Raw genomic sequence first — 26,368 nt, forward strand, 5'->3', positions numbered from 1 at the left:
AATGAGGTGTTTATAACACCTCATTATTTTACTTTATGAATGACTTCACTTCATCCTCACTTAAATAACGCCATTCACCAACGCCAACATCTAAGCTTATTTCTCCAATTTTTTCTCGATGCAAAGAAATTACTTTATTACCAATGGCTGAAAACATGCGCTTTACTTGATGAAACTTTCCTTCGGTAATTGTCAGCAGTGCTTCCTGTGGTGCAACTATGTCTAATTGCGCAGGACGAGTAAGCTCTACCTCACCTTGTAACTGAAGACCTAGTGCAAATTGCTCAATCACACTCTCAGTCTCTATTATGGGTTTACGTAAACCTACTCGATACACTTTTTCACACTTCTTCGCTGGAGTAATAATATTGTAAGACCAACGGCCATCATCGGTAATTAACACTAACCCTGTCGTATCTGCATCTAAGCGCCCTGCAATATGAAGCTCTGCATTATTCCCTTCATTGATGTAATTAAACAAAGAGGGATAAACTTCATCAATATTCGAGCAAATAGTATCGGCTGGCTTATTCATTAACAGATAACGGAAAGGTCGAGCGACTAACTCTTTTCCATCAAGAGTAATGTCATTATTCTCATGAACTTGAGTTGACTCTAATGTGACAGTGTCACTATTTACTTTTACCCTTCCCTCAACAATCAACTCAACCGCTTGGGTTTTCGTTAGTTCTGTACTTTTACAAATAAACTTATCAAGACGCATAGGACCACACATTACCACTCATCATAACGTCATTATCCTTGCTCTATTCAAATAAGCAATCGCATTACAAAAACGAACGATCAAAAAAGGCGACCCGAAGATCGCCTTTTTATTTATATGCTTAGAGCTAATTATATATTCAGGACTAAGTACTTATTCTATTGCCTACTATGGCGTGTAGAATGTTGCCGCACCTGGACCTACTGGTAAGCCGAATACGAATACCCATAGGTAGAACAAGATACTCCAACCAAACATGAACACCATTGAGTATGGAAGCATGGTTGCAATCAGTGTACCGATACCTAGGTTCTTCATGTAACGTGTCGCTACCGCAAGGATAAGACCGAAGTAGCTCATCATTGGAGTGATGATGTTCGTTGTTGAATCACCAATACGGTAAGCTGCTTGAATTGTCTCTGGTGCGTAACCTACTAGCATTAACATTGGAACAAAGATTGGTGCGGTTACTGCCCACTGTGCAGATGCAGAGCCGATCATTAAGTTAATGAAGCCACACATTAAGATAAATGCGAAAAACAACATAGGGCCAGTAAGGCCGATATCTTGTAGGAAACTCGCCCCACCTACTGCTATCACTTGACCAAAGTTAGTCCACTTAAAGAAAGCAACAAACTGTGCAGCAAAGAACACAAGAACAATATACATGCCCATTGAAGACATTGATGTTGCCATTGCATTGATTACATCACGATCATTCTTCATTGAACCAGTAATTTTACCGTAAACAAAGCCAGGAACCGCGAAGAATACAAAGATGAATGCCACAATACTTTTCAAGAATGGAGAGCCTGCAACCGTACCTGTCGCTGAACGTAATACGCCATCTTCAGGAACAATCGTCCATGCAAGTAATGCACTCACAACAAGAACAGCAAGACCTGCAAATTTAAGACCTTTCTTCTCAAGTGCAGTCAGCTTACCCATCTTATCGTTTGATAAATCTTCTGACGCTTCTTCATCATTATATTTACCAAGTTTTGGCTCAACAATTTTCTCTGTTACAAAAGCACCAGTGATTGCGATAAAGAATGTAGAAACAAACATGAAGTACCAGTTTGCTTCAGGGCCTACTGTATAAGTTGGGTCAATCATTTGTGCTGCTGTTTCTGTAATACCAGAAAGCAGTGGATCAACCGTACCGATTAGAAGGTTTGCAGAATAACCACCTGATACACCAGCAAACGCCGCCGCAAGACCTGCTAACGGGTGACGACCTAGTGAGTGGAAAAGCATTGCAGCTAATGGAATAAGTACTACGTAACCAAGCTCAGATGCTGTATTTGAAATAATACCTGCAAATACAACCGTTACTGTAACCATACGCTTAGACGCGCCCATTACCATGCCGCGCATTGCAGCAGATAACATGCCTGAATGCTCAGCGATTGCAACACCAAGCATTGCAACAAGAACCGTACCTAATGGTGCAAAACCGACAAAGTTTTTCACTAGGTTAGTAACGATAAGCTGTAAACCTTCAGCATTGAAAAGGCTAACCACGTGGATCATACCATCAGCGGCTCGGCCTTTTGCCCCTTCTGGGCGAGGGTCCATTACTGATAGTTCAAAGTAGCCAGCAATGCCTGATGAAACTAAAATTGCCACACAAAAGATTGCAAACAGAGTAATTGGGTGTGGTAATAGGTTTCCTAAATATTCTACTGAATCAAGAAAACGTGTGAACAACGGCCTTTTTGGCTGTTGTTGGTTCTGTTGTTGCGATGCAGACGAACTCATCTGTAACTCCTTGTTTTTGTCTTACCTTTTTTATAATCCCACACACTATTATCGAACAAATAGTTAAATAATGAGCACATGAGTTAAAAGTAAGTACATCCAAAATTCACGCAAAGGTTACATGATTGTAAAATTCATTAATAGTTCAAAATGTCACAAAATGTTTCTCTTGTAGATTTTATAGCCAGAAATATATTTAAAACTAACACTTTAAATCAAGATATCCCGATAATTAATTACAATATGAATGATTATTTCATCAAGTTAGCATTGATATTGCTTTCTCTATCTATAATCGGTAAAAATAGTCATATTGTTTTTATCATCTAGGGTTGATTATGATTCGCCAGTCTGTCTATATTTTTGTACTACTCAGTTTATTTGGCTGTGCCTCTTCACCCCCATCGTCACAATTAACTAAACAAGAGATTAAAGCTAAACACCCACAATTATCACAATCAGATGACTATCAAAGCTATTATCAAGAGTGGCAAGGCGTCCCTTATAAATACGGTGGGTCGACTAAGACCGGCGTTGATTGCTCCGCCTTTACTCAAGATGCACTTGTCAGTCTTCATCAGCTATCATTACCTAGAACCACTGAATATCAAGCGTCGAAAGGCATCAAAATCCCATTAGCTGACGCAAAAAAAGGGGATCTTGTTTTCTTTAAAACCAGCGTAAAAGTAAGGCATGTTGGTGTGTATATTGGTCATCGAGAATTTATGCACGCATCAACCTCAAAAGGGGTAATCATTTCCAGTTTAGATAACCCTTATTGGAAAAAAGCATTTTGGCAAGTAAGACGAGTGTTATAGGAAGGAAAATTAACCAAGTAAAATAATAGCGATGTGTCTCTTATTTTACTTGGCTTTACAAGTACAATAGCTTTACGTTATTTAAATGCACTATCGAATAAGTTTTTAATAAGACCAATATAATCATCTAAAAACATAACTTGTTCATTGGTTGCTTTTTGAACCCAAGCACCAGCAAGTACTTCCCCTAAATCATCCACTACAGCATCAGCTTCACGCAATAACGTAAATCTAACATCGGCATCCAACTCAGGATTTTGCTGAAATACGACCATTAAGTTAGAAGCAACTAAATCATTTACGATATCTTCTACCGTTTCATCTCCCGTATCACCTTGCTGATTAGCAAAAATAACTAAATGTTCGGTAAGATATTCAATAAGTGCATGGTAACCCTCTGTATTGACAATCATAATCTGTCCGTTCTGTAATGGTTCATAATAATGATAAATGCTTATTTTATATAAGCTCTTAACGTTAATTTATCAAAATAGAGAATAACTCTCAAATACTTTCCATTTATATTGACAACCTAAATCTAACGCTTTCAGACCTTTAAACTCAATCATTTACCTGATTCCTTAAAAATCCGCGTAATTTTTAGCCTTAGTTCACAGATATTTATTAAGAATACACTATTCTTAATTAAGTAATTTTTCAGATAATTAAAGAGAGGTAATTATGTGGCAAGCTATCGCAAAACAAATCTCTGATGTAACTGGGCGCCCTTTTATCATTTCTGAACGTGAAACGGTCAATGGTGGTGAGATTAATGATTGCTATATGATCAGTGATGGAAACCAACGTTACTTCGTTAAAGTGAATGAACGGGCAGAACTTCCTATTTTTGAAACGGAGGTAGAAAGCCTGAATCAACTTGACCAATCAGACCATATGTTTGTGCCATCTCCTCTTCATGTCGGAACCACAAAAGACCACTCTTTTTTAGTACTGAACTTTCTACCAACTAAACCGATGAGTCCACCCACTTCGTTTGACCTTGGTGTCAGCTTGGCAAACCATCATTTATGGGGAGACCAACTAGAATACGGATTTGATTGCGATAACTATTTAGGTAATGTATTACAAGTAAATACATGGCATAGAAGATGGGATTGTTTTTTTGCAGAGCAACGTATCGGATGGCAATTGCAATTATTGCATGAAAAAGGCATGGAATTGGGTGATATAAAAACACTCGTTCAAAATACAAAACGTATTTTACACAATCACCAACCAAAACCTGCATTATTGCATGGTGATTTTTGGCATGGAAATATTGCATTAAGCGTAAAAGGCCCAATCAGTTACGATCCCGCATCTTATTGGGGTGATCCTGAATGCGATCTTGCGATGGCAGAATTATTTGGGGGATTTCAAGACAGCTTTTTTGAAGGTTATGAATCTATCTCCCCTATTTCTGAAGGATTTGAAACCCGTCAACACCTATATAGCCTCTACCATATACTTAATCATTGCACTATGTTTGGTGGAGAGTATATGTTTCACGCCGAACAACTTATTGATAAATTAAATCTAAATCAAAAATAAAGCAGGTTGATAAGGTAGATGAATGTCTACCTTATCATTGTAACAATTTCATAAATTAACCATTGATCTACTTTTTCACTTAATTCACTTCAAAAACGAACTCTTTTTCTTATTATTTACGTATTACATCGTTGTCTCTTTTAAATTCTACATTTTAGACAAAGTGACTCACTTTGAATTAACTACAATTTAAAGTGAATAGTATTCACCCGATATAAATAAGGAGTTATTGTGATGAATTACATAAAGAAGGATATTAAATGCCCCAACTGCCAATACACAATTGGGTTAGTTATCGCTGAAAATCAGTCGAGTCAACAAATCTATGATGACTGTCCATCTTGTCATCGTGCCATTGAAATGAAAATGGTCGTTAACCCGTCAAATCAATCAGTTAACTTAACTTTTGATAGCGTTGAAGACGGGTTGTTTTAACATTTATGCTTTATTTTGATTCGCTAGCACACGTTCCACAGTATCTACAATTGCTTGTGTTTGCGGATCTATTTCTAAATTAATTTTATCGCCAATACTGCGTTGACTTAAATTTGTTCTTTCTAAGGTTTCAGGAATTAGGTTCACATTAAAACCGCATTCATCAACATCACCAACGGTTAAACTGATCCCATCAACACCAACATAACCTTTATGTAAAATGTACTTAGACCACTCATTCGGTACATCAAACCAAATTTGGCAGTTTTCTTCTGTTTTATTAATTTGACGTACCGTCATTACACCGACGATATGACCAGACATTGAATGCCCCCCAATCTCATCACCAAAACGAGCGGCACGTTCTATATTGATCAGTTGTCCAGCGTCAAGTAAGCCAAGATTAGTTAAACGCAATGTTTCTTCAATTAAATCAAACCAAACATGGTTACCATCCACTTTAGTCACCGTCAGACAGCAACCATTATGAGCAACAGATGCACCAATCTCTAAGTTTTGCTGGTAAGGTGTTGGGATCTCAATGACATGAGTTTGAAAACTCTCTTTTTTAATGATCTCAATAACTTTTGCCGTAGTAGCTACAATCCCAGTAAACATCCGCGTCTCCAATAAGTGTAATGCAAATAATTCAAGAGTAATATTACTTACTTCTTAAAAAATATCCACCATACGTCTAATATTTCCTTTTGTGAAGTGCCATGACTTCTATATACTGTCGACTTACTGCTTACCTTTAACAGTTTCTCTGTTTAAAGCACTCAATCAGACCTTTTTTATTCTTATTACGACGACCATCGTAATAATGAATCGACAGTTATAATCCTTATTTACATATATATTTATACGGTGACGTAGTGCACAGATACCAGAAAGAAATCGTTCGATTAATAAAATTATCCACTCCAGTCCTTATTGCTAGTGTTGCTCAAACAGGCATGGGTTTTGTGGACACAGTTATGGCTGGTGGCGTAAGTGCAACCGACATGGCTGCCGTAGCTATTGCTGCAAGTGTTTGGCTTCCATCAGTATTATTTGGTGTTGGCTTATTAATGGCACTTGTTCCCGTTGTTGCGCAATTAAATGGCTCAGGAAAATCAAAAAAAGTTCCTTTTGAGATCCATCAAGGTATTTATTTAGCCCTAATAGTTTCTATCCCTATTATGCTTATCCTTTACAATGCAGGGTTTATCATTGCAGCCATGGATGTAGAGCCTGAACTTTTTGCAAAAACACAAGGGTACTTACACGCTGTTTTATGGGCGGCTCCTGCCTTTTTACTCTTCCAAGCATTACGTAGCTTCTGTGAAGGGTTATCTCTAACAACGCCAGCGATGATCATTGGTTTTATCGGTCTTGCTGCAAATATTCCATTAAACTGGATGTTTGTCTATGGCGAAATGGGAGCTCCTGCTCTTGGTGGCGTAGGTTGTGGTGTAGCAACTGCGATTGTGTACTGGCTAATGTTCATCACAATGGTTATTTATACGTTTATCGCACCAAAATTACGCCGCGTAAACTTATATGAAAACTGGAGCAAACCACAAACTAAAGAGATCTACCGTTTGTTCAAACTAGGTTTACCTGTTGCTCTTTCTATCTTCTTTGAAGTCACCCTATTTGCGGCCGTTGCCCTATTGGTTTCACCATTAGGTTCTATCGTTGTTGCTGCTCACCAAGTCGCCATTAATTTCTCTTCATTGATCTTTATGGTACCAATGAGCATCGCCATTGCGGTTAGTATCCGTGTTGGCCACCAATTAGGTGAAAACAATCTTGAAGGCGCAAGAATTGCTAGTTTCTGTGGTCTTGCCTTTGGTTTATTAATGGCATGCTGCACGGCCGTTTTAACGCTGATATTCCGTGAGCAAATTGCGTACTTATATTCAGATAACAAAGAAGTTGTCGAACTTGCTGTTAGCTTGATGCTACTTGCTGCGATTTACCAATGTACAGATGCTGTACAAGTCGTTGCTGCTGGCGCACTTCGTGGTTATAAAGACATGAATGCGATCTTTAAGCGTACCTTTGTCTCTTATTGGATTGTGGGTTTGCCTGCGGGTTATATTCTAGGCATGACAGATTGGATTGTTGAACCAATGGGCGTTTACGGTTTCTGGTTTGGCTTTATTGGTGGGTTAACTACATCAGCCGTACTATTAAGTATACGCTTACGCTGGTTACATAAAAATCCAACACACATTAATATGGAAGTTGATGAACTGCAAATTATGCATTAATTCAAAAACGCTATAAATTAAAAAGCCCAAGGCATTAGGTCTTGGGCTTTTTTTATAACATAACTTTTTATGCCATGGACTATTTTGATTGTGTTTGCTTTTCTTTCAATTGTGTAATGACATATTCTGGAGCTATCTTCGCCAGTTCTACCAAGCAAGCGTCTGCTTTTTCATTACCATGACGAACATAAATATCACACACGGCGTATAATTGCTCTGGAGAACCCGAAATCAGGTATGCTTTCTCTAGTGACTCCGTCGCAAAATCTATATCAATATTTTCTTGTAACACACCGGTTAAATACCAATAGTAGCTATTGTTTTCAGCCAATGTTGCTGCTATTTTTATCGCGTTAGCCGCACTTTCTTTTTGGTTTAGACGAACCTGAGTCAAGGCCTTTGAGTAATATAAACTTGCCTCTTTGGGTAATTGAGCGATGCCTTTATTTAATACCTCTAACGCCTCTATATCTTTATTCTGCGCACGGTAATTATCCGATAAATTTAACCATGCTTGACTATTGTTAGGCGAATTTTTAACTAAAGGCTGATATAAAGAATCTGCTTTTTTCCATTCTTTATGCCAACGGTAAACGTCGGCTAATAACAATTGAGAATCTGTATTTTTCGGCTCTTCCAGTTGTTCAGAAAGATAAACAACCACTTCATTGTAAGGTTGTTCTATTTGCTGTTGCTGCTCTGCCGTCATCGCACTGTATTCGCGCAATAAATTAGTCGTCGCAGTCATACGAACGGTTAAGTCTGAATCCGTTAGTAAAGGGGAAATCATGCGCCAACGATATTCAAACTGATATAAGTCTGACCCAATAATCGCCGCCTCACGTAACTGTGGATCGCTTTCTTTCAAGCCTCTAGCAACAGCCACTAGGCTATTTTGATTTGGGTAACGTGCGAGTTGACGTAAGGCGTCGGCTCTTTTTTCTACACTCTCATTTTTATTTTGAGCGGTATAAGCTAATTGTTGTTCAGGACTTAATTTTTGCGCCTGATTAACAGGTTCAGCCCCTTCTGCTGCATAAGATGGCATCGAAAAACCTAATAAACTCACTAACCCAATTGCTGCATATTTTTTTACTGCATTATTCACAAACACCCCCCAATTTCTTCATTCACTTTTTCAATCATACCAACCTAAGCAGGTAGCTAAAGCACCCTAACTAGATGCCCTGTTAGATTGGTAATAAATAATCATTATTTAGGAGCACACTTTAAAATTTGGTCGGAAAAATAGCGGCTCTCTGAGCTTCCATTACCTTAGCATCGCTGTACTTTCCTTGTTGCACCGGGTTACCTAGCATTTTAAGAATGTATGCAATGGATTTATCGGCATGAGCGAAGAATTTGTACCAACCAGCACATAAATAATTCAAGCCAGGTTCGCCATCACGAGTTTTAATAAAACGGTTTTTAGGACACTCTCCATGGCAGGCAAATTTATATTCACACTTCTGACATTGCGTTGTTAGGGTTTTCGCTTTAGCAAAGCCAAATTCTTGCTGCTTTCTACTGTATGCCAGTTCATCTAATTCTTGCTCATGAATGTTGCCAATTTTATATTCAGGATAGACATAATGGTCACAAGAAAACACATCACCGTTATGTTCCATTGCTAACCCTTTCCCACAAATCTCACCGAGTGTACATAATGGATTTTTACGCCCCATCCACGTTTCAACACTGGCTTCAAAGTATTGAACAAACACTTTACCTAAATCATGTTGTGCCCATTCATCAAACACTGCAATTAAGAAATTACCCCACGCTTCGTCTGATACACACCACGGTTCCATAATGGATTCTTTATTACCAGGAATTAAACGTTTGTCGCCTTGACGTAACTGCGCTGTTATTTGTTCTGTTTGTGGCGCAACGGTTCTGAATGTTTTTTGCTCTACGATAGGAATAAATTGCATTTGAGGCGATTTAACTACATCACGTAAGAATCGGTAAACTTCTAGAGGGTTACGACTGGTTAGGTTATTTACACAGGTTAACGTCGCAAATTTCACGTTATGCTTATGTAATAAATCCACCGCTTTCATTACTTGATTAAACGTACCGCGACCGGCTTTATTTGTACGATATGCATTATGTAATAACTCAGGCCCATCAATACTTAAACCGACGAGAAAATTATTCTCAGCTAAAAACTCACACCATTTATCCGTTAATAACGTACCATTGGTTTGCAAATCATTTGAAATTACGATCCCATCAGGCTGGTATTTTTTTTGAAAATGAACAATTTTTTCAAAGTATTCTAACCCCAGTAAAGTCGGCTCTCCGCCTTGCCATGAAAAGATAATCTCCGGTGTATTCTGGCCTTCAATATATTGACGAATATAGATTTCAAGAGTTTCGTCGTCCATTTGCGGCGAACAGCCTTTTTTATATTCAAGTAAATCTTCTTTACTCAAGTAATAACAATAAGTGCAATCAATATTACATACAGCCCCAATTGGCTTTGCCATAACATGCAATCGCTTTGATGCCTTACCTTGAAATTGAGGACCTTGAGTAATAATCATATTGATTCCTATAACTTAAATATATTCAAAAAAAGAACTAACTAAGCAAATGCTTCTCCACCCAGAGACGCGGCAAAGATAAGTTCTAACCTCATAATAAACAAAAAGAACAAACGAATTAGTTATATACGTTATTCCATTTTAGAAAGTGTTTTCACTATATAATAAATACTTAATCATTACTGTAGAGAGCATCATGTTTAGAGTGTCTTTTTTAAGCAATACAAAAACATTACTCACCACGATTATTCTTAGCTCCGCATTAGTCGGATGCGCGAGTACACCCCCTCACCCCATCGCCTTAAAAATAGATAACAATATGGTGCGAGTTGACCCCGGTGAATATGTAATGGGGTCTGATGCTCCTGAAGCTAAAAAAGCAGAAAAACCAGCGCACCCAGTCACGGTTAATGGGTTTTACATTTCTAAATTTGAAGTAACCCAAGAAATTTTTGAAGCCGTTATGGGCTCATCAATGAGTTATTTCCAATCACCAAATATCCCAGTAAATAATTTAAGTTGGCAACAAGCAAACTTCTTTATTGAAAAGCTAAATGAAATGACAGGTGAAACGTATCGTTTACCAACTGAAGCTGAGTGGGAATATGCTGCTCGTGGTGGGAATGAAAGTAAAGGTTATGCTTACAGTGGATCAAATAACATTGATGATGTCGCATGGTATTCACAAAATGCCAATAATCAAGCTCATCCCGTTGGAATGAAACAGCCCAATGAACTAGGCTTATATGACATGACAGGAAATGTTGGTGAGTTTGTGAGTGATGCTTATGATGCTAATTTTTATCGTTATTCACCAAAAGACAATCCAAACAATGCACGTAATGAAGCGAGTGGTTTAGCGCATAAATCGGTGCGTGGTAGTAGTTTTTCTTATAATGCAAACGAATCAGAAAATTACCGCCGAGATTTTGCAAGTCAATCCATCATTATGGCTGATATGGGCCTACGTTTAGTAAAAGATATAAAATAACCCCGTTTAACTTTAGCAAGGAAGCAAATAATGAAAAGTAAAACATTACATTATATGACGTTAGCTGGCGTGCTTATAGTGCCAATGACTTCAGTCTCAGCCGAGAGCAAACCAAAGCTCGTATTACAAATTACGGTTGATGCGCTCAGAGGCGATCTACTCGAACGCTACAAAGCAAACTTTGGGGATGGTGGTTTTCGCTATCTCATGGACGATGGCACTTATTACACCAATGCGTATTTTCAACATGGCAATACGGAAACCATTGTCGGACACGTATCACTTGCAACAGGAGCGCCGCCTAGTGTCCATGGCATGGTAGGAAACGTGTGGTACGACCGAAACAAAGAACGTTTGGTATATAACGTTGAAGATGGCAATTACAGCATGCTAACTTCGGGGGCTGGGGTAAATAAATCTACCGAGATTGACCCTACACAAAAAGTTGCAACAGAAGATGGTCGCTCTCCTGATCCTATTTTAGCCACCACATTTAGCGATGAACTTGCGATTTCAAGCAACGGCGAATCAAAAATATTTTCGGTTTCAGTTAAAGACAGAGGCGCTATTTCTCTTGGGGGGCATTCAGGCAAAGCCTTCTGGTTTTCAAAAGCAGAATCAGAATTCGTTACCAGCAATTACTACTATGACGAATACCCTCAATGGGTAACCACATGGAATGAAAAAAAGCTACCTAATCAATATTCAGGGAAACGTTGGGAGTTATCTCTTCCTCCTGAAAAATACACCTTAAAAGAAGGCAACACGGATTATAAAGTCGATTTAGCGGGCTTTAAACGTACTTTCCCTCACCCATACGGCCCTGCAAGTTATAAATATTACAGTACCATGCTGACATTAAGCCCTGCGGGTGATGAATTAACTGAGAATTTTGCGAGTACCTTACTTAAAAAAGAAAACTTAGGAAAAGGAAAGTTTACTGATTATTTAGCCGTCAGCTTTTCAGCAAATGATTACGTGATCCACATGTATGGCCCTACAAGTTTAGAAGCGGAAGACAACTTAATTAGGTTGGATAAAACCATTACAAAGCTGTTGAAAAATGTCGACGAGCACGTTGGGTTAGAAAACACTCTGATTGTACTGTCTGCCGACCACGGTGCGCCCGAAGCACCTGCGGTAGTCAATGCATTAGGCGCTCAGCAACCTGCACTCTTTGATCAGAAAAAACTAATCTCTCCTCAACTATTAACCCGTTTAAAAACAGAGTTTGGATTAGGTGAAGACGCGATACGCTTATACGCTCAGCCTTATATTTACTTAAATCATGACGTAATTAAGAAAAAGGGAGCCTCCCTTGAAGAAGTACAAAAAACCGTTGCCAAAGAGCTGCTAAAAATTAAAGGGATTGCATATGCAGTCACAAGTTCTGACATAGATAAAAATCAAGTTCCAAAGACTCACACGATGCAATTGGTGAAAAACAACTACCACCCGCTTCGCTCTGGTGATGTGTATGTGGTTTATGAACCTCGTAACTTTATCAATGATATGGATGGGTTAACTATCGCATCAACTCATGGTTCCCCATGGCGTTATGATACCTATGTACCGATCATTTTCGCAGGATACAATATTGATGACCAAAAAGTCAGTCGAGAAGTAACGCCATATGATATTGCGCCAACCCTATCAAGTATCTTAGGGATAACTCAACCAAGTGGGGCAACAGGAAAGATCTTAACCGAAGTTTTTGACAATTAAGTATAAACTTGCACCAACAAAAAAGCAGCGTAGAGAAATCTAACGCTGCTTTTTTATTCGTATTTTACCCAAAATATAGTTAATTCTAGGGACTAAGAGTAAGTTCTGATTTCACAGCCTTTTGAATCTGCTGACGTAACCAACGATGTCCACTTTCTGACGTTCTGCTTGGATGCCAAATAGAACATAAATCATGTTGATGCTGGCCAAAAGGAAGGTCCATCGACTTTAAGTTATAATATGCCCCTAAATCATCAATCGATGATTGTGGCAAAATACCAATCATTTCCGTTGAAGCGATAATTGGCATCATTTCAAAAGCCCCTGCGGCTCGTATCACAATATTACGAGCATCCAATTCACCTATATCTTCAGCATTAAGCAAGCTGCTACGGCTATGCCAACGAGAAGCCGCAACGTGTTCTTCTTTTAAAAACTCTTCAAGGGAAATCGTATCACCTATGCGTGGGTGACTTTTACCGCACACCACTTTTAGTTTTTCAGAATAAATGACTTCTGATTTTAAGAGCGAACGGCCCCTTATTGCCATATCAATCACAAGGTCGTATCGTTGTAAGCGTAAATCAGCCTCAAGATCTTCAGTAAATTGAGGGTGGACTTCCAATGAAATATTAGGAGCAACCGTTCTTATTTGCTTAACTAATTTCGGAACAAGCGAATAACTTACTGTAGAAACGACTGCAATAGAAAAAATACGATTCGATGTTTTTGGATCAAACTCTCTCGATGCAGATAGCGTTGACGTAAAGTTTTTAAGCGCCGCTGACATCGCAGGATAAATATCAGAGGAGAACACCGTTGGTTCTACCCCTGATGTATTTCGATAAAAAAGTGGATCATCATAAATTTCACGAAGTCGTTTTAACGCTTTACTTACAGCGGGCTGACTAATACTCATCCTTGCCGCGGCTTTAGACAGATTTTTTTCTTCATAAATAGCAACAAAGATTGGAATTAAATTGAGTTCTGTACTTTTCATTATCACCAACATGGTTTATTGCTTTTAACGTTACTGTATAGAATTGACAGCCTGAAACAACAACAATTAGCTACTTTTGTGTTGATTATCTTGCTTTTTCTTATATTTTTCTTTTTTCTTTTTTAATTTAGGAAAGACATCATCTGGTTTAAACCTTGCTAAAATAAAAGTAAATAGCGTTAATGGTTGAGTCATCCCTTTCCATACTCGTGTCGATAATGATTTGGTTATATTATTGGTCTGAAATTCTTTAACATCCTGCTGCCATTCTGTTGTTTTCTTGTACTGCTTTAATTCCATTATTTGATAATTTGATCTCAATGACCGGTAAAGCAATACTCTCACTTTGCCCCATTGTTGATTTTTCACCGCTTTAGAATAAATAAACCAAGCAGGTAATGGATGAGTTTGATAATAACGCACAACGTTAACTACCAGTACTATCAATACAAAACATAGCCCAAAAACGATAACTAATGCTTTCCAATATTGAGTTAACCAAGAACTAAAGGTATGTGTAACAGCAAAAGTATTTCCTTCTAATTTACTGCTTTTCAACTGTTGTGTTTCGTTGTCCCACCAAGTAAGCGTTATCGGAGGAAACGTTACCTCTCCTCCATTTTGCAATACGTACACAACCGATTCTTTTCTTTCTGATAAATAATCGCCTCGAGTTTGCGTATCTCTCAATTGATTCGGTTGGGCGTAAGTTTGATACCCATCATTTGAGTTTAATTCAATTAGCTCAGGGATCAGCATTGCTAATGTATCGGCACCTTTGATAATGACAGTACGAGTGATAGCGTCTCCAACTTTTAGATCCTCGTTCGAACTTTCCCACTCTTGCTCTAGCGTGAAATTACGTCCTGCTACCCATTCTATATCATCACTCAAAAGCCCAGAAGGCGTAATCGCACTAAACCTCTGTGGATCGGTATAAAGCACACCAGATACATTACCAACACCTTCACGCGAAACCTGTACTTTTACTGCCGTTGGTGGAATAACAAATGTCCCTTCCGATTGCGGATATAATGTCACCTCCCATCGCTGATGAGTCCAGGTGACTCCATTTCGTCTTTCCGTAAAGTTAGTGGCCAATTGGTTACGCTGTTTTGCGACCACGTTAGGAATTTCAATCGGAGCAATTCGAGTCCCTCCGGTAAACCATCTAGGCGTCACCACCTCTATATATAAGATAACTTGCTGATTTATTGAATACGTTGGCGTTTTTTTATCACCACTTTGATTGATTTTTGAATCACTTAACCAACTCTTAATTGTCACTTGATCTGCTTTCGTCAGTTTTTCTGCTGCATCGGATCGAGAACTGAAACTCACGGTCATAAGTAACACAAGCATGAAGATAACAAGATGAATACCTCTGCGGTTATCATTGTGTCGAGACATTATTTCACCTCTTCTTTCTTAGGTTGTTCTGTAGAAGATTGAGCTCGCAATTGTAATTGAAATTTTGCGCGTAAAAAATACTTAGGATCCGCCTCTACACGACGTAACCATTTATCGGCTAACTCTTGGCTTCCTAAGATCTCATTCGCATTTAGTTTTTCTTCTTTCATCATTGAAGCATCAACTTCTTCATCAGCACCATCGCCCGTTTTGGGCTTATCGTCGCCTAGTTCAAAAGACTCTTCTGGGCCATCTGTTGTCCCTTTCTGGCTTTCACTCATCCGATTGACTTCATCAACAATGCCTTGCATTACTGCTAAGTTAATTTCGACCTTTTTTTTCAGTTCATCATCAAGTTCTCTTTTTAACAGCAACTGGTATACATCACGCGCTGCAACATATTCTCGCTGCCTAGCAAGAGAATTAGCCGCGTTAAACAAACCCAAATCTGATTTCACTTGTAAAAAAGTACTGTGAGCTAATTTGTATTCACCAGCATAGTAATACGCAATGCCTTTTTTAAGCGGGTCTTTATATCCTTTCGCGGCCTCAAGATATTCCGATTGATTAAAGTACCATTGACCTTGTTGATCAGGCGTAAACCATAAGTTCATCCAAAACTGAGTTGTTTTTTCCCATAAAGTCACCTCTTTAAGTGGTTCATTTGTTTTTGCTTTCAAACTCACGGTTTCAGCATAAGTGGGTTGTGAATAAAAACTAGGAAATACAACCAAAGCAACCAAACACCACTTTACTAACCAGCCTTTTCTAAACCAGGACAACATAAATAATGCCACTGGAAATAATAAGAAATACCCCATGTCTCGCCATGGCATTGCTGATTCGTTATTCAATTGCATGTGACGTTCAATTTTGCTGTTTATGCTTTTTATATCAGCATCATCAATCGTAACTTCTACCACGCTGCCCTTACTCTTACTTGCCAATGTTTTTAATGATGATAAATCCATCGGATTTTCACTGGCTCTATCCCCATTACCCGCAGCTAATACCAATAATTGGTGTCGACTGTCGGCAAAATAATCTTGATAAGTGGTAATCGTAGTTGGGTTCACTCCATCAGTAATGAGCAAAACGGTACCTACATTTTCTTTACCTAATTGTGGCGAAATCAAAGGCAGCGCCGTTTCTGCACTTTTTCCTTCAACAGGCATAATATCGGGTTGAATAGCCGCTAGAAAGGGAGCGAATACAGAATCATCTTTGGTTAATGGCATCGCAAGATGTGCTGAACCAGAAAATACCACTAAACCTGTTTTCCCGCCTTTTCGCAATGCGGTTAAGTCTCGGATCTTTTGCTTTGAACGCTCGAGTCGATTTGGTGCAAGATCTTTTTGTAGCATAGATGGACTGTTATCTAACACGATAAGCAACGCAGCTTTGTCTTCACCAAAAGGGGACGCTTCACGCTCCCAAGTTGGTCCTGCACACACAATAATCGCCACAAACATGGCAACACCAAGCAATTTTAATGGCAATTGTTTTTTCCACCCGGCATCGTTAATCGTCAATGCTGACCGTAAATGCTTAGGTAATGCTTTCTGCCATTCATTTTTTGAGTCTTGTTTCCAACGCAGATAAATAACCAGACCAAATGGCACCATAACTAATAGCCACAATGGTCGAATAAAATGAAACTGAACGATGATTTGTTGCCACATCAGGGAATCAAACATTTCTCTCTCCTGATTGGTTAGTAGATTGTTTGGTTGATTTTACTGTTGACGATTTAAGGTGACGCTTAATGGTTGCAAAACCAAATGCCAATAAATACATTGCAACAATTAACATCACAGGATATTGATGTACTGACTCTTTTGGTCGATACGTTGTGCTCTCATACAATTGAGGTTCTAATTCACCAATCGCTTCATAGGCTTGCTCTAATTCGTCTCTATTTATTGCTTGAAAGGCTTTTCCACCCGATGCTTCTGCGACTCGGTTAATGACGTCCATATCTAACGCTTGCTCTCCAACAGTTCTTGGATCGCCCATCGCTATCATATGAATCCTCACATCTTTCGCGGCTGCGACTTTGGCTGCATCAATGGGTTCAACATAACTGCCAGTATCATTGCCATCGGTTAGCACAATGGCCACTTTTTCTCGTTTTTTATTCTTTGAATTTTCATCTCCAGAATGCTCTTTTGGTGCCTTATTTTCTGATGAGCTGTCCTCGAAAACTTTAATAGCAAGACCAATAGCATCACCTAAATGTGTGCTTTGCCCTGCCATCGCAACATCAGTTTGATTCAATAACTCTAACCATACTTTTTGGTCAGCCGTGAATGGCGTTTGAACAAAAGCAGCATCCCCAAATAATATCAAACCTAAACGGTCACCTTTTCTCGTTTTGACAAAATCAGCCAGTACTTCTTTTGTGGCTTCTAAGCGGGATATTTTTTTTATTTCACCAACATCAGATTCTTTACCCGAGGCATGTTTTGAGACAAAATCAGGCTCGGCCATCGAACCTGATAGATCAACCACTACCATGACATCTCTACCTAACCTTTCACGAGTTTGAGGTTCTCCTAGAATTGTTGGTTTCGTTAACGCCAAAATCAATAAAGACCATGAAATAACGAGAAAGGCCTTTTGCCACACACTTGCAGTCAGTTCGCTTGCTCCCTCAGATGGCGTTTCATCTAAAGCTTGCACTAATACGTCGAAAAAAGGCACTTTTATTGCAGATTGACGAGTTCGGTACGCTGGAATTAACCAATAGATAATAATAGGTAATGGCAATATCCATAACCAATACGGATTGGCCAATTCAAGTTGACTAAACTGCATGATTGTCCCCTTTTTCTTTTTTAATTATACGATCATGCTCTCTCAACCAACGTTCAGACATAACGAATAATTGCTTCAATTCTTGAGTCGATAATGCATGGCGTTTTTGGACTAATGCACGCATCCAATGCTGTCCAATTTCATTAGTAAATTCCGCTTGTTCTTGAGGTAAGAAATCATCTAATTCAATAAGAAATGCATGTCCAAAAGCATTCGCTTTTTTGGGGTTTAGATAGGTCACCACCGCTTTCATTACTTCAAACAAATCAAGCGTAATTTGCGAATTCTGACTCTCTGCACTAAGACTAGATTTTTGCATCGATAGTACTAAAGAAAGAGCCTCTCGACGATAACGATTTGCCCACCATTCTTTTCCCCACAACACTGTTTTATAGGAAATAAAGGCCATTAATATACACGCTAAAATCTGCCAACCAATCGTCTGAGGAAACCAACTGACATGATCTGGCACCGTCACTTCACTGATTTTACGAAGCATATAACTGCTTGGTGGCTCATGAATACTCATCGTCTTCCTCCTATTGCGCGTTTAAATTGCTCAATATGATGACCGGACGTATCAGCTTCAATTATAGGAAGCCCTTTCGCTGCCATTAACTGAATCAATTGATCTTTTTTAAGTGCTTGATGTTCACTTAACCCTTTATTGGCCAAATCAAACTTCTTTGTATCGCTCAAGTTTAGTTGATATGAGCCATCACCCACCACCCAATCACTGTTTTGAGAAGGGAAATTAGATTCAAAAGGATCAGATATAAGCACTCCTAATACATCATTGTGTTTTTGTAGGTGCTTTAAGTGCGTTATTTCACCTTCGCTTACACCATGCCAATCACTAAAGATAATAATAGTCGCTTCTTTGAGTTTTAATCGCCCAAGTAAGGTTACAAATTGAGAAAAACTTACCGCCTCTTCATCTTTACTGCTCACATCTAACGATTGATTTATATTGGCTAACAATTGCAATCGGTGGAGTAAATCACCTTGAGATCGCTTAGGTTTAAGCCAATGCATTTTTTCTGTGGCATTAATAACAAAACCAACGCGATCACTGTCTTGTAATATTCGCCAAGCGGTTAACGCGGCAAGCTCTGCTGCAACGACTGATTTCATCGTATCAACCGAAGAAAAATACATACTGCTACGTTGATCAACACACACGATAAAATTACGATCTTTTTCTTCGGTATATGACCGTACGTGTGGCTTGCCTGTTCGCATTGTGACTTTCCAGTCCAAATTACGGATATCATCTCCGAGTTGATAATGTCTTAACTCTTCAAAATTTAATCCACGACCACGAAAAATAGAGGAATGACGCCCAGACAACGCCGTACCTGATTTTAAATTCGGCAATAAACTGAACGCTCTCGCTTGAGCTTGAAGTTTAACTAGCTGGCTATACTCACTGTGTATGCGTGTATCTGTGCTTTTTTTATTCATAAAAAGCCCTACCCAATAACAACGTGATCCAACAACTCGTCAATCACCTGTTGCTGAGTCACACCATCTGCTAATGCGTCATAGCTCAAAGTGACACGATGACCTAATACAGCGTGAGCCATTGCTCGAATATCATCCGGTTCTACGAAATCTCGACCTTGTAACCATGCATAGGCGCGAGCACACTTATCCAATGAAATCGATGCTCGGGGGCTTGAACCTACCTCTATCCAACGAGAAAGACTAGAGTCGGGATAACGTTCAGGCTTACGCGTTGCCATGACTAAAGCAACAATGTAACGCTCACAGATCTCTGAAACCTCGACAGACGAAAGTTCAGATCTGGCTTGCATAACAATTGAAGGATCTAACTGAATTGATGCTTCTACTTCTGAGGGTTCTGCTTGATGTTTTTTATTGCCGGACTCTTCCCCCCGCACAAGGCGAATAATATCCAATTCAGCGTCATCGTTTGGGTAATCAACAGACACCTTCATGATGAATCGGTCCATTTGCGCTTCAGGCAATGGATAGGTCCCTTCTTGCTCTACTGGGTTCTGGGTTGCCAGTACCATGAACAATTCTGGTAATGTATGGGTTTGATCGCCAACGGTAATGGTGCCTTCTGCCATTGCTTCTAACAACGCAGCTTGAACCTTGGCTGGCGCACGGTTAATTTCATCCGCTAATACAATGCTGTTAAAAATAGGACCCGGTTGAAAATGCAATTGAGGTTTGCCATTTTGTTCTTGGTACACTTCTGTACCCGTTACATCGGATGGCAGTAAATCGGGCGTAAACTGAATACGCCCAAACGACGTATGTAAATTGTCTGCCAGTGATTTTACCGAGCGCGTTTTGGCCGTTCCCGGTAAGCCCTCTAATAAAACGTGTCCTTGAGTTAATAACCCAATAACAAGTGAACGAACCACATGGGATTGGCCAATCACTGATTTCTCCACTTGAGAAATGAGCGAAGTAATGGCCTGTTGTGTTTGATTCATGTTTTCTCCTTAAGTCCACTTATCTGGTTTTTTATCGATAAAATATTCTAGTTAAATCCATCATAACTATTGGTTATAGTGCTCATTAATAAAGCCGTTTTTTAAGATCTTCGATCACATTTTTAGGAGCATATTGCTCCAATTGGGTAATACATTGTTTTGCTTGTGCTGATTTGGCTTTTAACAATTGATCACACTGTGCAAATAAATGCTGAGGATTACCGCTTAAACTAAAGGCTTTTGCTAATGCAGTCGCACCTTGATTAAGATTAATACCTTCAAGTGATAAGCCGTACACATACCAATATTGTGCATTTTGAGCTTCAGTTTCAGTTGCTTGTTTAAAGTAATTAGCTGCTTCTGCTTTTTTACCTAAACGCAATAGTGCTAATCCTGCGCTGTAGCGTAATGCTCCAGACTTAGGTTGTGCTTTGATCCCTTGTTGCATCAACGAAAGACCTTTCATTTCATCGCCTTGTGAACGATACAAATCCGCAAGATTTACGTAGCTGTTCACAAAGTACGGCTCTACATTAATCGCCCCTAAATAGGCTTCTTCTGCCTTTTCAAGTTGACCTTGAGAACGATAAACATTACCTAAATTGGTACGCCCAAAACCTCTGTCTGCATTAAACAATTGAACATTCATGTATTCATTTAAAGCTGAAGATAACTGCTCACGTTGCAATGGATTCCATTCCGGCCAGTACGCCGCTAATGCTCCCGCCGCTTCGGCACGAATACCTAACACACTATCTGTTAATAACGGCGATAATATTTGCCAACGATCATGAGATGGGTACCCTGCCGATCCTTGAATAGCGCCTAATCGAATTAATTCATCATCATTTTTTACCGCTCGTCCCAATGCCACTAAGGTATTCTTACTTGGGAACGCGCTTAAACGTTGCAAAGCAGAACCACGAATAATCCCAGATTGCTTCGCATCTTGCGCGGTATATGAAAGTGCATCTCCTGCTCCGCGATAATTAATGTCCGAGGCATAAAATGCCACCGCAAAATGTTGCTGATTTCGATAGGCTGAATCAGGGAACCATTCACCGACTTTTTTATCTGCCCACACATCGTCTTTCTCTTCATGACATTGAGTACACACATTAGGTGTGCCTATGTTTTTACTTAAATCGGGTCTTGGTATTTGCCAACTGTGATCTCGCCTTGCGTCTACGCCCATGTACGTTGTTTCTGGCATGTGACACGTCGTACATTGTGATGCTTCTGTATTGGCTTCATGGAAGGTGTGTTTTTCTGGTGTATATTCTGAGGCAATGTGACATTGACTACACACGGCTTGCTCTGGAATATCTAATTTGGTTGAATGCGGGTTATGGCAATTAGTACAAGTGACGCCTTTTTTCGCCATTTTCGATTGCATGAAAGAACCGTATACATAATCTTCATCGTAAATCTGACCATCGTTATGGTATAAATCAGAAGTAATTAAGCTCGGTAAATAACTGTCTAATAAAGATCCTTCTACATGTGCTTGATCTTCATTAATTTGAACTCGACGGCTATGGCATTGCGCGCACACCGCGACTTGGTCGGTTTGTGTAATCTCTTTTGGTTGAAGCGTTGTATGCCCTTCTTTAAACACCCACTCTTTTACTGATTTGCTTAAATCACGTTCAAAACCATAATAGAGGTTGGTGGTTTTCTCTTGGTTTTCACTCCATGCAATATGCTCACTTGCCGGGCCATGACAGGCTTCACAACCGACATTAATTTCAAACCAACTCGTGTTATAGGTATCTGTTTTTGCGTCGTAATTCTTCTTTACATCGGTTGAATGGCAATCGGCGCACATAAAGTTCCAATTTTGGCCTGTATTAGTCCAATAAAACTCATCGGTTTTTTCCATATCCGGGTAAAGGTGATACCAACGTTGGCCACCCTCTTTCTTTTCTCTTGAATCCCACGCGAATGGAATTAATTGAATACGCCCATCTTCAAATTCCACCATGTATTGCTGCAATGGCTCGAACCCAAAGGTGTAGCTAATTTTGTAATCGTGAAATTGTCCATCAGGCCCTTCGATATTGACCCAGTATTCATCGCCTTTTTTAAAAAAGCGATTTGGTTTTCCTTTAAACTCAAAAATCGCGTCATTAAAATCACCAAACACGCTGTCTTTATCTGCGTGTTTCATTGCCATTTCATGATCCGACCCTTTCCATGCGTCAACCGCGTCTTCATGGCAACCAACACACGTATCACTGCCCACAAAATCCGCAGAAAATACAGTTGATGAAAATGTCATTATGCTCATCCATACAACGAAAAAACCATAGACGATTCTTTTACTGCTCATATACATCCTTGTATTGATATTTATTTAGTTCTTTATCTTTAAAACTAAAGATAACAATCATTTAGATATAGCTTATATAGTGCCAACTTTCCACCCAAGCTATAGGTTCTGTGAATTAACAAAGGTTTTGACTAAAAATAAAAAGGGCTCCGAAGAGCCCAAATATTACTGGAGGTTCACTTACTTATTATGCGGTTGTTGAAGTTTTTCCATAACCTGATCCAAACTAAAGCTTGCTGCTTTTTGACGAGGAGGGAACTCTTCAAATGTCTCTAAGAATTTACCCACATACGCTTGTGCAGGAACAAACATATACGCGTGATCTAATAACCAATCGTAATACGTATTTGACGTTACATCAGCCACTTCGTATGGGTCCATACGTAAGTTAAACAACTTAGGCAAACGTAGTGTTACAAACGGTTCAGACCAAATTTGAAGCGTACCATTCACTCGTTGCTCCATGAATACCGCTTTCCACTTGTTATAACGAAGCGCTGCTAAATCGCCATCATCGGTAAAGTAGAAAATCTCTTCACGTCGGCCTTTATCTTCTTTACCCGTTAAGTAAGGTAAAAAGTTGTAGCCATCAAGATGATTTTTGAAACTCTTGTTACCAAGTTTTGTTCCTTTTTTCAACTCCTCTTTAATCTTGTCATCACCCGCAGCGGCGGCAAACGTTGGTAGCCAATCCATGTGGTGCATGATTTCATTTGATACGACACCTGGTTCAATTTTACCAGGCCAACGAACCATCGCAGGAACACGATATGCCCCTTCCCAGTTTGTATTTTTCTCACTACGGAATGGGGTTGTACCGGCATCAGGCCACGAGTTCATGTGTGGACCATTATCGGTAGAATAGAACACGATGGTATTGTCTTTAATGCCTAATTTATCAACGGCTTTTAGAATTTCACCTACGTGATTATCATGTTCAACCATGCCATCCGCATAGTTACTGATGCCTGTAGAACCTTGTAGTTCAGGTTTCACGTGAGTTCTAAAGTGCATTCGAGTCGCGTTCCACCATACAAAGAATGGTTTCTCCGCTTTTACTGCTCGTCCCATGAAATCAATCGCTGCTGCCATTGTTTCATCATCTACCGTTTCCATACGCTTACGCGTTAGAGGGCCGGTATCTTCAATCTTGCCATCAGCATAAGATTTAATAACACCACGAGGACCAAATTTCTTACGGAATTCAGGATCTTTAGGGTAATCAATATTCTCAGGTTCTTCTTCAGCGTTTAGATGGTAAAGGTTGCCAAAAAACTCATCAAATCCGTGCGCTGTCGGTAAAAATTCATCTTTATCACCAAGGTGGTTTTTACCAAATTGCCCAGTCATATACCCCATTGGTTTTAGCACTTCAGCAATGGTGGCGTCTTCTGCTTGCAGACCAATATCTGCACCAGGTAAACCAACTTTACTCAAACCTGTGCGTAAAACACTTTGCCCAGTAATGAAAGTAGAACGTCCTGCAGTACATGATTGCTCACCATAGTAATCAGTAAACATCATCCCTTCTTTGGCGATACTATCGATATTCGGTGTTTTATACCCCATCAGACCAAAGGTATAAGCACTGATATTTGATTGGCCTATATCATCACCCCAAATAACGAGAATATTTGGTTGTTCAGCAGCCAAAGAATACCCTGAAGCCCCCATAAGAACTGCAGATATAATACTTAAGCGGCGTTTTGTTCCCTTTTTAACTTCCATATAAACTCCTGTTTCCATTAATAAAAGAGTATCGATTAATGTATAGCTTACAAAGTAAACATTTTCAACCAAATAATAAACATTTTATTTACAATACTAACTATAACTTTCAGATATGAGCAACATAACCAATTCCAATACAGCGTTATTTCCGTTTTTACAGGATGATAAGGGTTTCTTTCAAATATTCTTCTAATCGAAAACCACGATATATAGATACATTCTTTTAGGAAAAATTTATGAATAAAATACTAAAGAAAACCGCTATTGCTACTGGAATAGTCATTTCAGGAATGCATGTTGCCTATGCAGCAGCGCAACCTAATATTCTCGTTATTTTTGGAGATGACGTTGGTTACGGAAATATCTCAGCTTACAACCAAGGCATGCTAGGCTATCAAACTCCGAATATTGATAGTATTGCAAACGACGGCGCTCTATTTACCTCCTATTATGGTCAGCAGTCTTGTACGGCTGGGCGATCGGCATTCATTACTGGACAAATGCCGATCCGAACAGGGTTAACTAAAGTCGGTATGCCGGGTGCAAAACAAGGTCTACAAGCAGAAGATATTACCCTTGCTCAAACCTTAAAAGATTTAGGTTATTCCACAGGGCAATTTGGTAAAAATCATCTTGGTGACAATGATGATATGTTGCCAACCAACCACGGTTTTGACGAATTTTTCGGTAATCTTTATCACTTAAATGCAGAAGAAGAACCAGAAAATCCTGATTATCCAAAAGATCCGAACTTCCGTAAAGACTTTGGGCCCCGTGGCGTTATTCACTCATACGCTGACGGAAAAATTGAAGACACAGGCCCTCTAACACGTAAGCGTATGGAAACCGTTGATGAAGAAACATTAGATGCAGCCGTCAACTTCATGACGAAAGCAGTAAAAGCCGATAAGCCATTTTTTACATGGTATAACACCACACGAATGCACGCACGAACACACATAAAAGCCGAAAACTCAGGAAAAACAGGCCTTGGAGATTACGCAGATGGCATGGTTGAGCATGACAATATCATCGGTAAATTATTAGATAAGGTCGATGATCTTGGTATTAATGATAACACTATAATTATTTATACCACCGATAATGGTCCAATGAATGCCACTTGGCCTGATGCCGCTTTCAGCCCATTCCGAGGAGAAAAAAACACTGGGTGGGAAGGCGGATTCCGAGTTCCAGCTGTTGTGAAGTGGCCTGGACATATAAAACCCGGCACAAAACTTAACGGAATGTTTGCAGGTGAAGATTGGCTACCTACCCTAGCTGCTATCGCTGGTAATAAAGAGATTAAGAAAGAATTATTAACAGGCTACAAAGCCGATAATGGTGTGACTTACAAAAATCACCTAGACGGTTATAACCAAGTCAATTACCTAACAGGAAAATCAAAAGAAAGTGCACGTAAAGAGTTCTTCTATTGGTCGGATGATGGTGATCTACTTGCAATGCGTGATGGTCGCTGGAAGCTACACTTTAAGATACAAGAGCACCAAGGTTGGGAAGTATGGACTCGTGAACTGACTACGTTACGTATGCCAATGATTTTCGATCTACAAGTTGACCCATATGAAAAAGCAGATCAAGGGTTTGGTTATGATGAATGGGCATTTGACCATGTGTTCTTATTTGTTCCTGCGCAGGCTAAAGTTGCCAAAATGCTTCAGAGCTTCAAAGAGTTCCCTCCACGTCAAGAAATCCCTAGTTTCTCAGTTGATAAAGTAATGAATCAAATGATGAATATGGAAAAAATATCCAACGCGGGTAAATAAGTAACACCTAA

General features: G+C 39.4%; 22 protein-coding genes. 7 read left to right on the forward strand and 15 right to left on the reverse strand.

All coding sequences use genetic code 11. The features are described 5' to 3' along the window. Positions 1–28: 28 nt before the first annotated feature. Together A6E03_RS08720 and A6E03_RS08725 are read right to left on the reverse strand one after the other, a co-directional pair. Positions 29–724: a pseudouridine synthase gene (locus A6E03_RS08720; protein ID WP_065600697.1), complete on the reverse strand. Its 696-nt coding sequence runs from the start codon at positions 722–724 to the stop codon at positions 29–31. Between the two features lie 168 nt (positions 725–892). Then, positions 893–2,485, reverse strand: a complete 1,593-nt coding sequence (locus A6E03_RS08725) for an AbgT family transporter (protein WP_065600648.1) — start codon at positions 2,483–2,485, stop codon at positions 893–895. Positions 2,486–2,823: 338 nt separating this feature from the next. On the opposite strand from A6E03_RS08725, the gene A6E03_RS08730 reads away from it, so the two are divergent. Continuing rightward, positions 2,824–3,303 (forward strand): C40 family peptidase, encoded by a 480-nt coding sequence (locus tag A6E03_RS08730; protein ID WP_065591233.1) that lies wholly within the window; start codon positions 2,824–2,826, stop codon positions 3,301–3,303. Positions 3,304–3,380: 77 nt separating this feature from the next. Here A6E03_RS08730 and A6E03_RS08735 read toward each other — a convergent pair whose 3' ends face one another. After that, entirely contained in the window at positions 3,381–3,716 is a 336-nt protein-coding gene (locus A6E03_RS08735) for a DUF3802 family protein (protein WP_065591234.1), read from the reverse strand. Between the two features lie 268 nt (positions 3,717–3,984). Here A6E03_RS08735 and A6E03_RS08740 point away from each other — a divergent pair, with 268 nt between their 5' ends. Beyond that, positions 3,985–4,854, forward strand: coding sequence for a fructosamine kinase family protein (locus A6E03_RS08740; RefSeq protein ID WP_065600649.1), 870 nt, complete (start codon positions 3,985–3,987; stop codon positions 4,852–4,854). Between the two features lie 234 nt (positions 4,855–5,088). Next, positions 5,089–5,289, forward strand: coding sequence for a CPXCG motif-containing cysteine-rich protein (locus A6E03_RS08745; RefSeq protein ID WP_255310618.1), 201 nt, complete (start codon positions 5,089–5,091; stop codon positions 5,287–5,289). 3 nt (positions 5,290–5,292) lie between these two features. Here A6E03_RS08745 and A6E03_RS08750 read toward each other — a convergent pair whose 3' ends face one another. After that, positions 5,293–5,907: a riboflavin synthase gene (locus tag A6E03_RS08750; RefSeq protein WP_065591237.1), complete on the reverse strand. Its 615-nt coding sequence runs from the start codon at positions 5,905–5,907 to the stop codon at positions 5,293–5,295. 257 nt (positions 5,908–6,164) lie between these two features. On the opposite strand from A6E03_RS08750, the gene A6E03_RS08755 reads away from it, so the two are divergent. Continuing rightward, entirely contained in the window at positions 6,165–7,547 is a 1,383-nt protein-coding gene (locus A6E03_RS08755; RefSeq protein WP_065591238.1) for an MATE family efflux transporter, read from the forward strand. Between the two features lie 79 nt (positions 7,548–7,626). Here A6E03_RS08755 and A6E03_RS08760 read toward each other — a convergent pair whose 3' ends face one another. Beyond that, a complete protein-coding gene (locus A6E03_RS08760) occupies positions 7,627–8,655 on the reverse strand; it encodes a lipopolysaccharide assembly protein LapB (protein ID WP_255310614.1) in 1,029 nt (342 codons plus the stop codon). Positions 8,656–8,776: 121 nt separating this feature from the next. Continuing rightward, positions 8,777–10,096, reverse strand: coding sequence for an anaerobic sulfatase maturase (locus A6E03_RS08765; RefSeq protein ID WP_065591239.1), 1,320 nt, complete (start codon positions 10,094–10,096; stop codon positions 8,777–8,779). A 205-nt stretch (positions 10,097–10,301) separates the two neighbouring features. Between A6E03_RS08765 and A6E03_RS08770 the strand changes: the two genes are divergently transcribed. Together A6E03_RS08770 and A6E03_RS08775 are read left to right on the forward strand one after the other, a co-directional pair. After that, on the forward strand, positions 10,302–11,087 hold the full coding sequence (locus A6E03_RS08770) for an SUMF1/EgtB/PvdO family nonheme iron enzyme (protein ID WP_255310619.1): 786 nt from the start codon (positions 10,302–10,304) through the stop codon (positions 11,085–11,087). A 30-nt stretch (positions 11,088–11,117) separates the two neighbouring features. Further along, on the forward strand, positions 11,118–12,812 hold the full coding sequence (locus tag A6E03_RS08775) for an alkaline phosphatase family protein (protein ID WP_065591241.1): 1,695 nt from the start codon (positions 11,118–11,120) through the stop codon (positions 12,810–12,812). 85 nt (positions 12,813–12,897) lie between these two features. Here the strand turns inward: A6E03_RS08775 and A6E03_RS08780 are convergent, their stop codons facing one another. The 9 genes from A6E03_RS08780 to A6E03_RS08820 form a co-directional block, all read right to left on the reverse strand. After that, the gene (locus A6E03_RS08780) at positions 12,898–13,812 is read right to left on the reverse strand and encodes a LysR family transcriptional regulator (protein ID WP_083190338.1); all 915 of its coding nucleotides are present in this window, start codon (positions 13,810–13,812) and stop codon (positions 12,898–12,900) included. A gap of 66 nt (positions 13,813–13,878) precedes the next feature. Then, the gene (locus A6E03_RS08785; RefSeq protein WP_065600650.1) at positions 13,879–15,222 is read right to left on the reverse strand and encodes a BatD family protein; all 1,344 of its coding nucleotides are present in this window, start codon (positions 15,220–15,222) and stop codon (positions 13,879–13,881) included. After that, positions 15,222–16,919, reverse strand: a complete 1,698-nt coding sequence (locus A6E03_RS08790; protein WP_065591243.1) for a VWA domain-containing protein — start codon at positions 16,917–16,919, stop codon at positions 15,222–15,224. Before A6E03_RS08790 ends, A6E03_RS08785 begins: the two co-directional genes overlap by 1 nt. Further along, complete coding sequence (locus tag A6E03_RS08795; protein WP_065591244.1) at positions 16,912–18,039, reverse strand: VWA domain-containing protein; 1,128 nt, start codon at positions 18,037–18,039, stop codon at positions 16,912–16,914. Before A6E03_RS08795 ends, A6E03_RS08790 begins: the two co-directional genes overlap by 8 nt. Next, positions 18,029–18,568 carry a DUF4381 domain-containing protein gene (locus A6E03_RS08800; protein ID WP_065600651.1) on the reverse strand — a complete coding sequence of 180 codons (540 nt, stop codon included), beginning with the start codon at positions 18,566–18,568 and terminating at the stop codon, positions 18,029–18,031. Before A6E03_RS08800 ends, A6E03_RS08795 begins: the two co-directional genes overlap by 11 nt. Then, positions 18,565–19,503 carry a DUF58 domain-containing protein gene (locus A6E03_RS08805; RefSeq protein WP_065600652.1) on the reverse strand — a complete coding sequence of 313 codons (939 nt, stop codon included), beginning with the start codon at positions 19,501–19,503 and terminating at the stop codon, positions 18,565–18,567. Before A6E03_RS08805 ends, A6E03_RS08800 begins: the two co-directional genes overlap by 4 nt. An 8-nt stretch (positions 19,504–19,511) precedes the next feature. Continuing rightward, entirely contained in the window at positions 19,512–20,507 is a 996-nt protein-coding gene (locus A6E03_RS08810) for a MoxR family ATPase (protein WP_065600653.1), read from the reverse strand. A gap of 85 nt (positions 20,508–20,592) precedes the next feature. Continuing rightward, entirely contained in the window at positions 20,593–22,788 is a 2,196-nt protein-coding gene (locus A6E03_RS08815; RefSeq protein WP_255310615.1) for a multiheme c-type cytochrome, read from the reverse strand. A 231-nt stretch (positions 22,789–23,019) separates the two neighbouring features. Beyond that, on the reverse strand, positions 23,020–24,567 hold the full coding sequence (locus A6E03_RS08820; RefSeq protein ID WP_065591249.1) for an arylsulfatase: 1,548 nt from the start codon (positions 24,565–24,567) through the stop codon (positions 23,020–23,022). 239 nt (positions 24,568–24,806) lie between these two features. Here A6E03_RS08820 and A6E03_RS08825 point away from each other — a divergent pair, with 239 nt between their 5' ends. Then, a complete protein-coding gene (locus tag A6E03_RS08825; protein WP_065591250.1) occupies positions 24,807–26,357 on the forward strand; it encodes an arylsulfatase in 1,551 nt (516 codons plus the stop codon). Positions 26,358–26,368 lie beyond the last annotated feature (11 nt).

This window comes from Aliivibrio sp. 1S128, assembly GCF_001691065.1.
GTDB lineage: Bacteria > Pseudomonadota > Gammaproteobacteria > Enterobacterales > Vibrionaceae > Aliivibrio.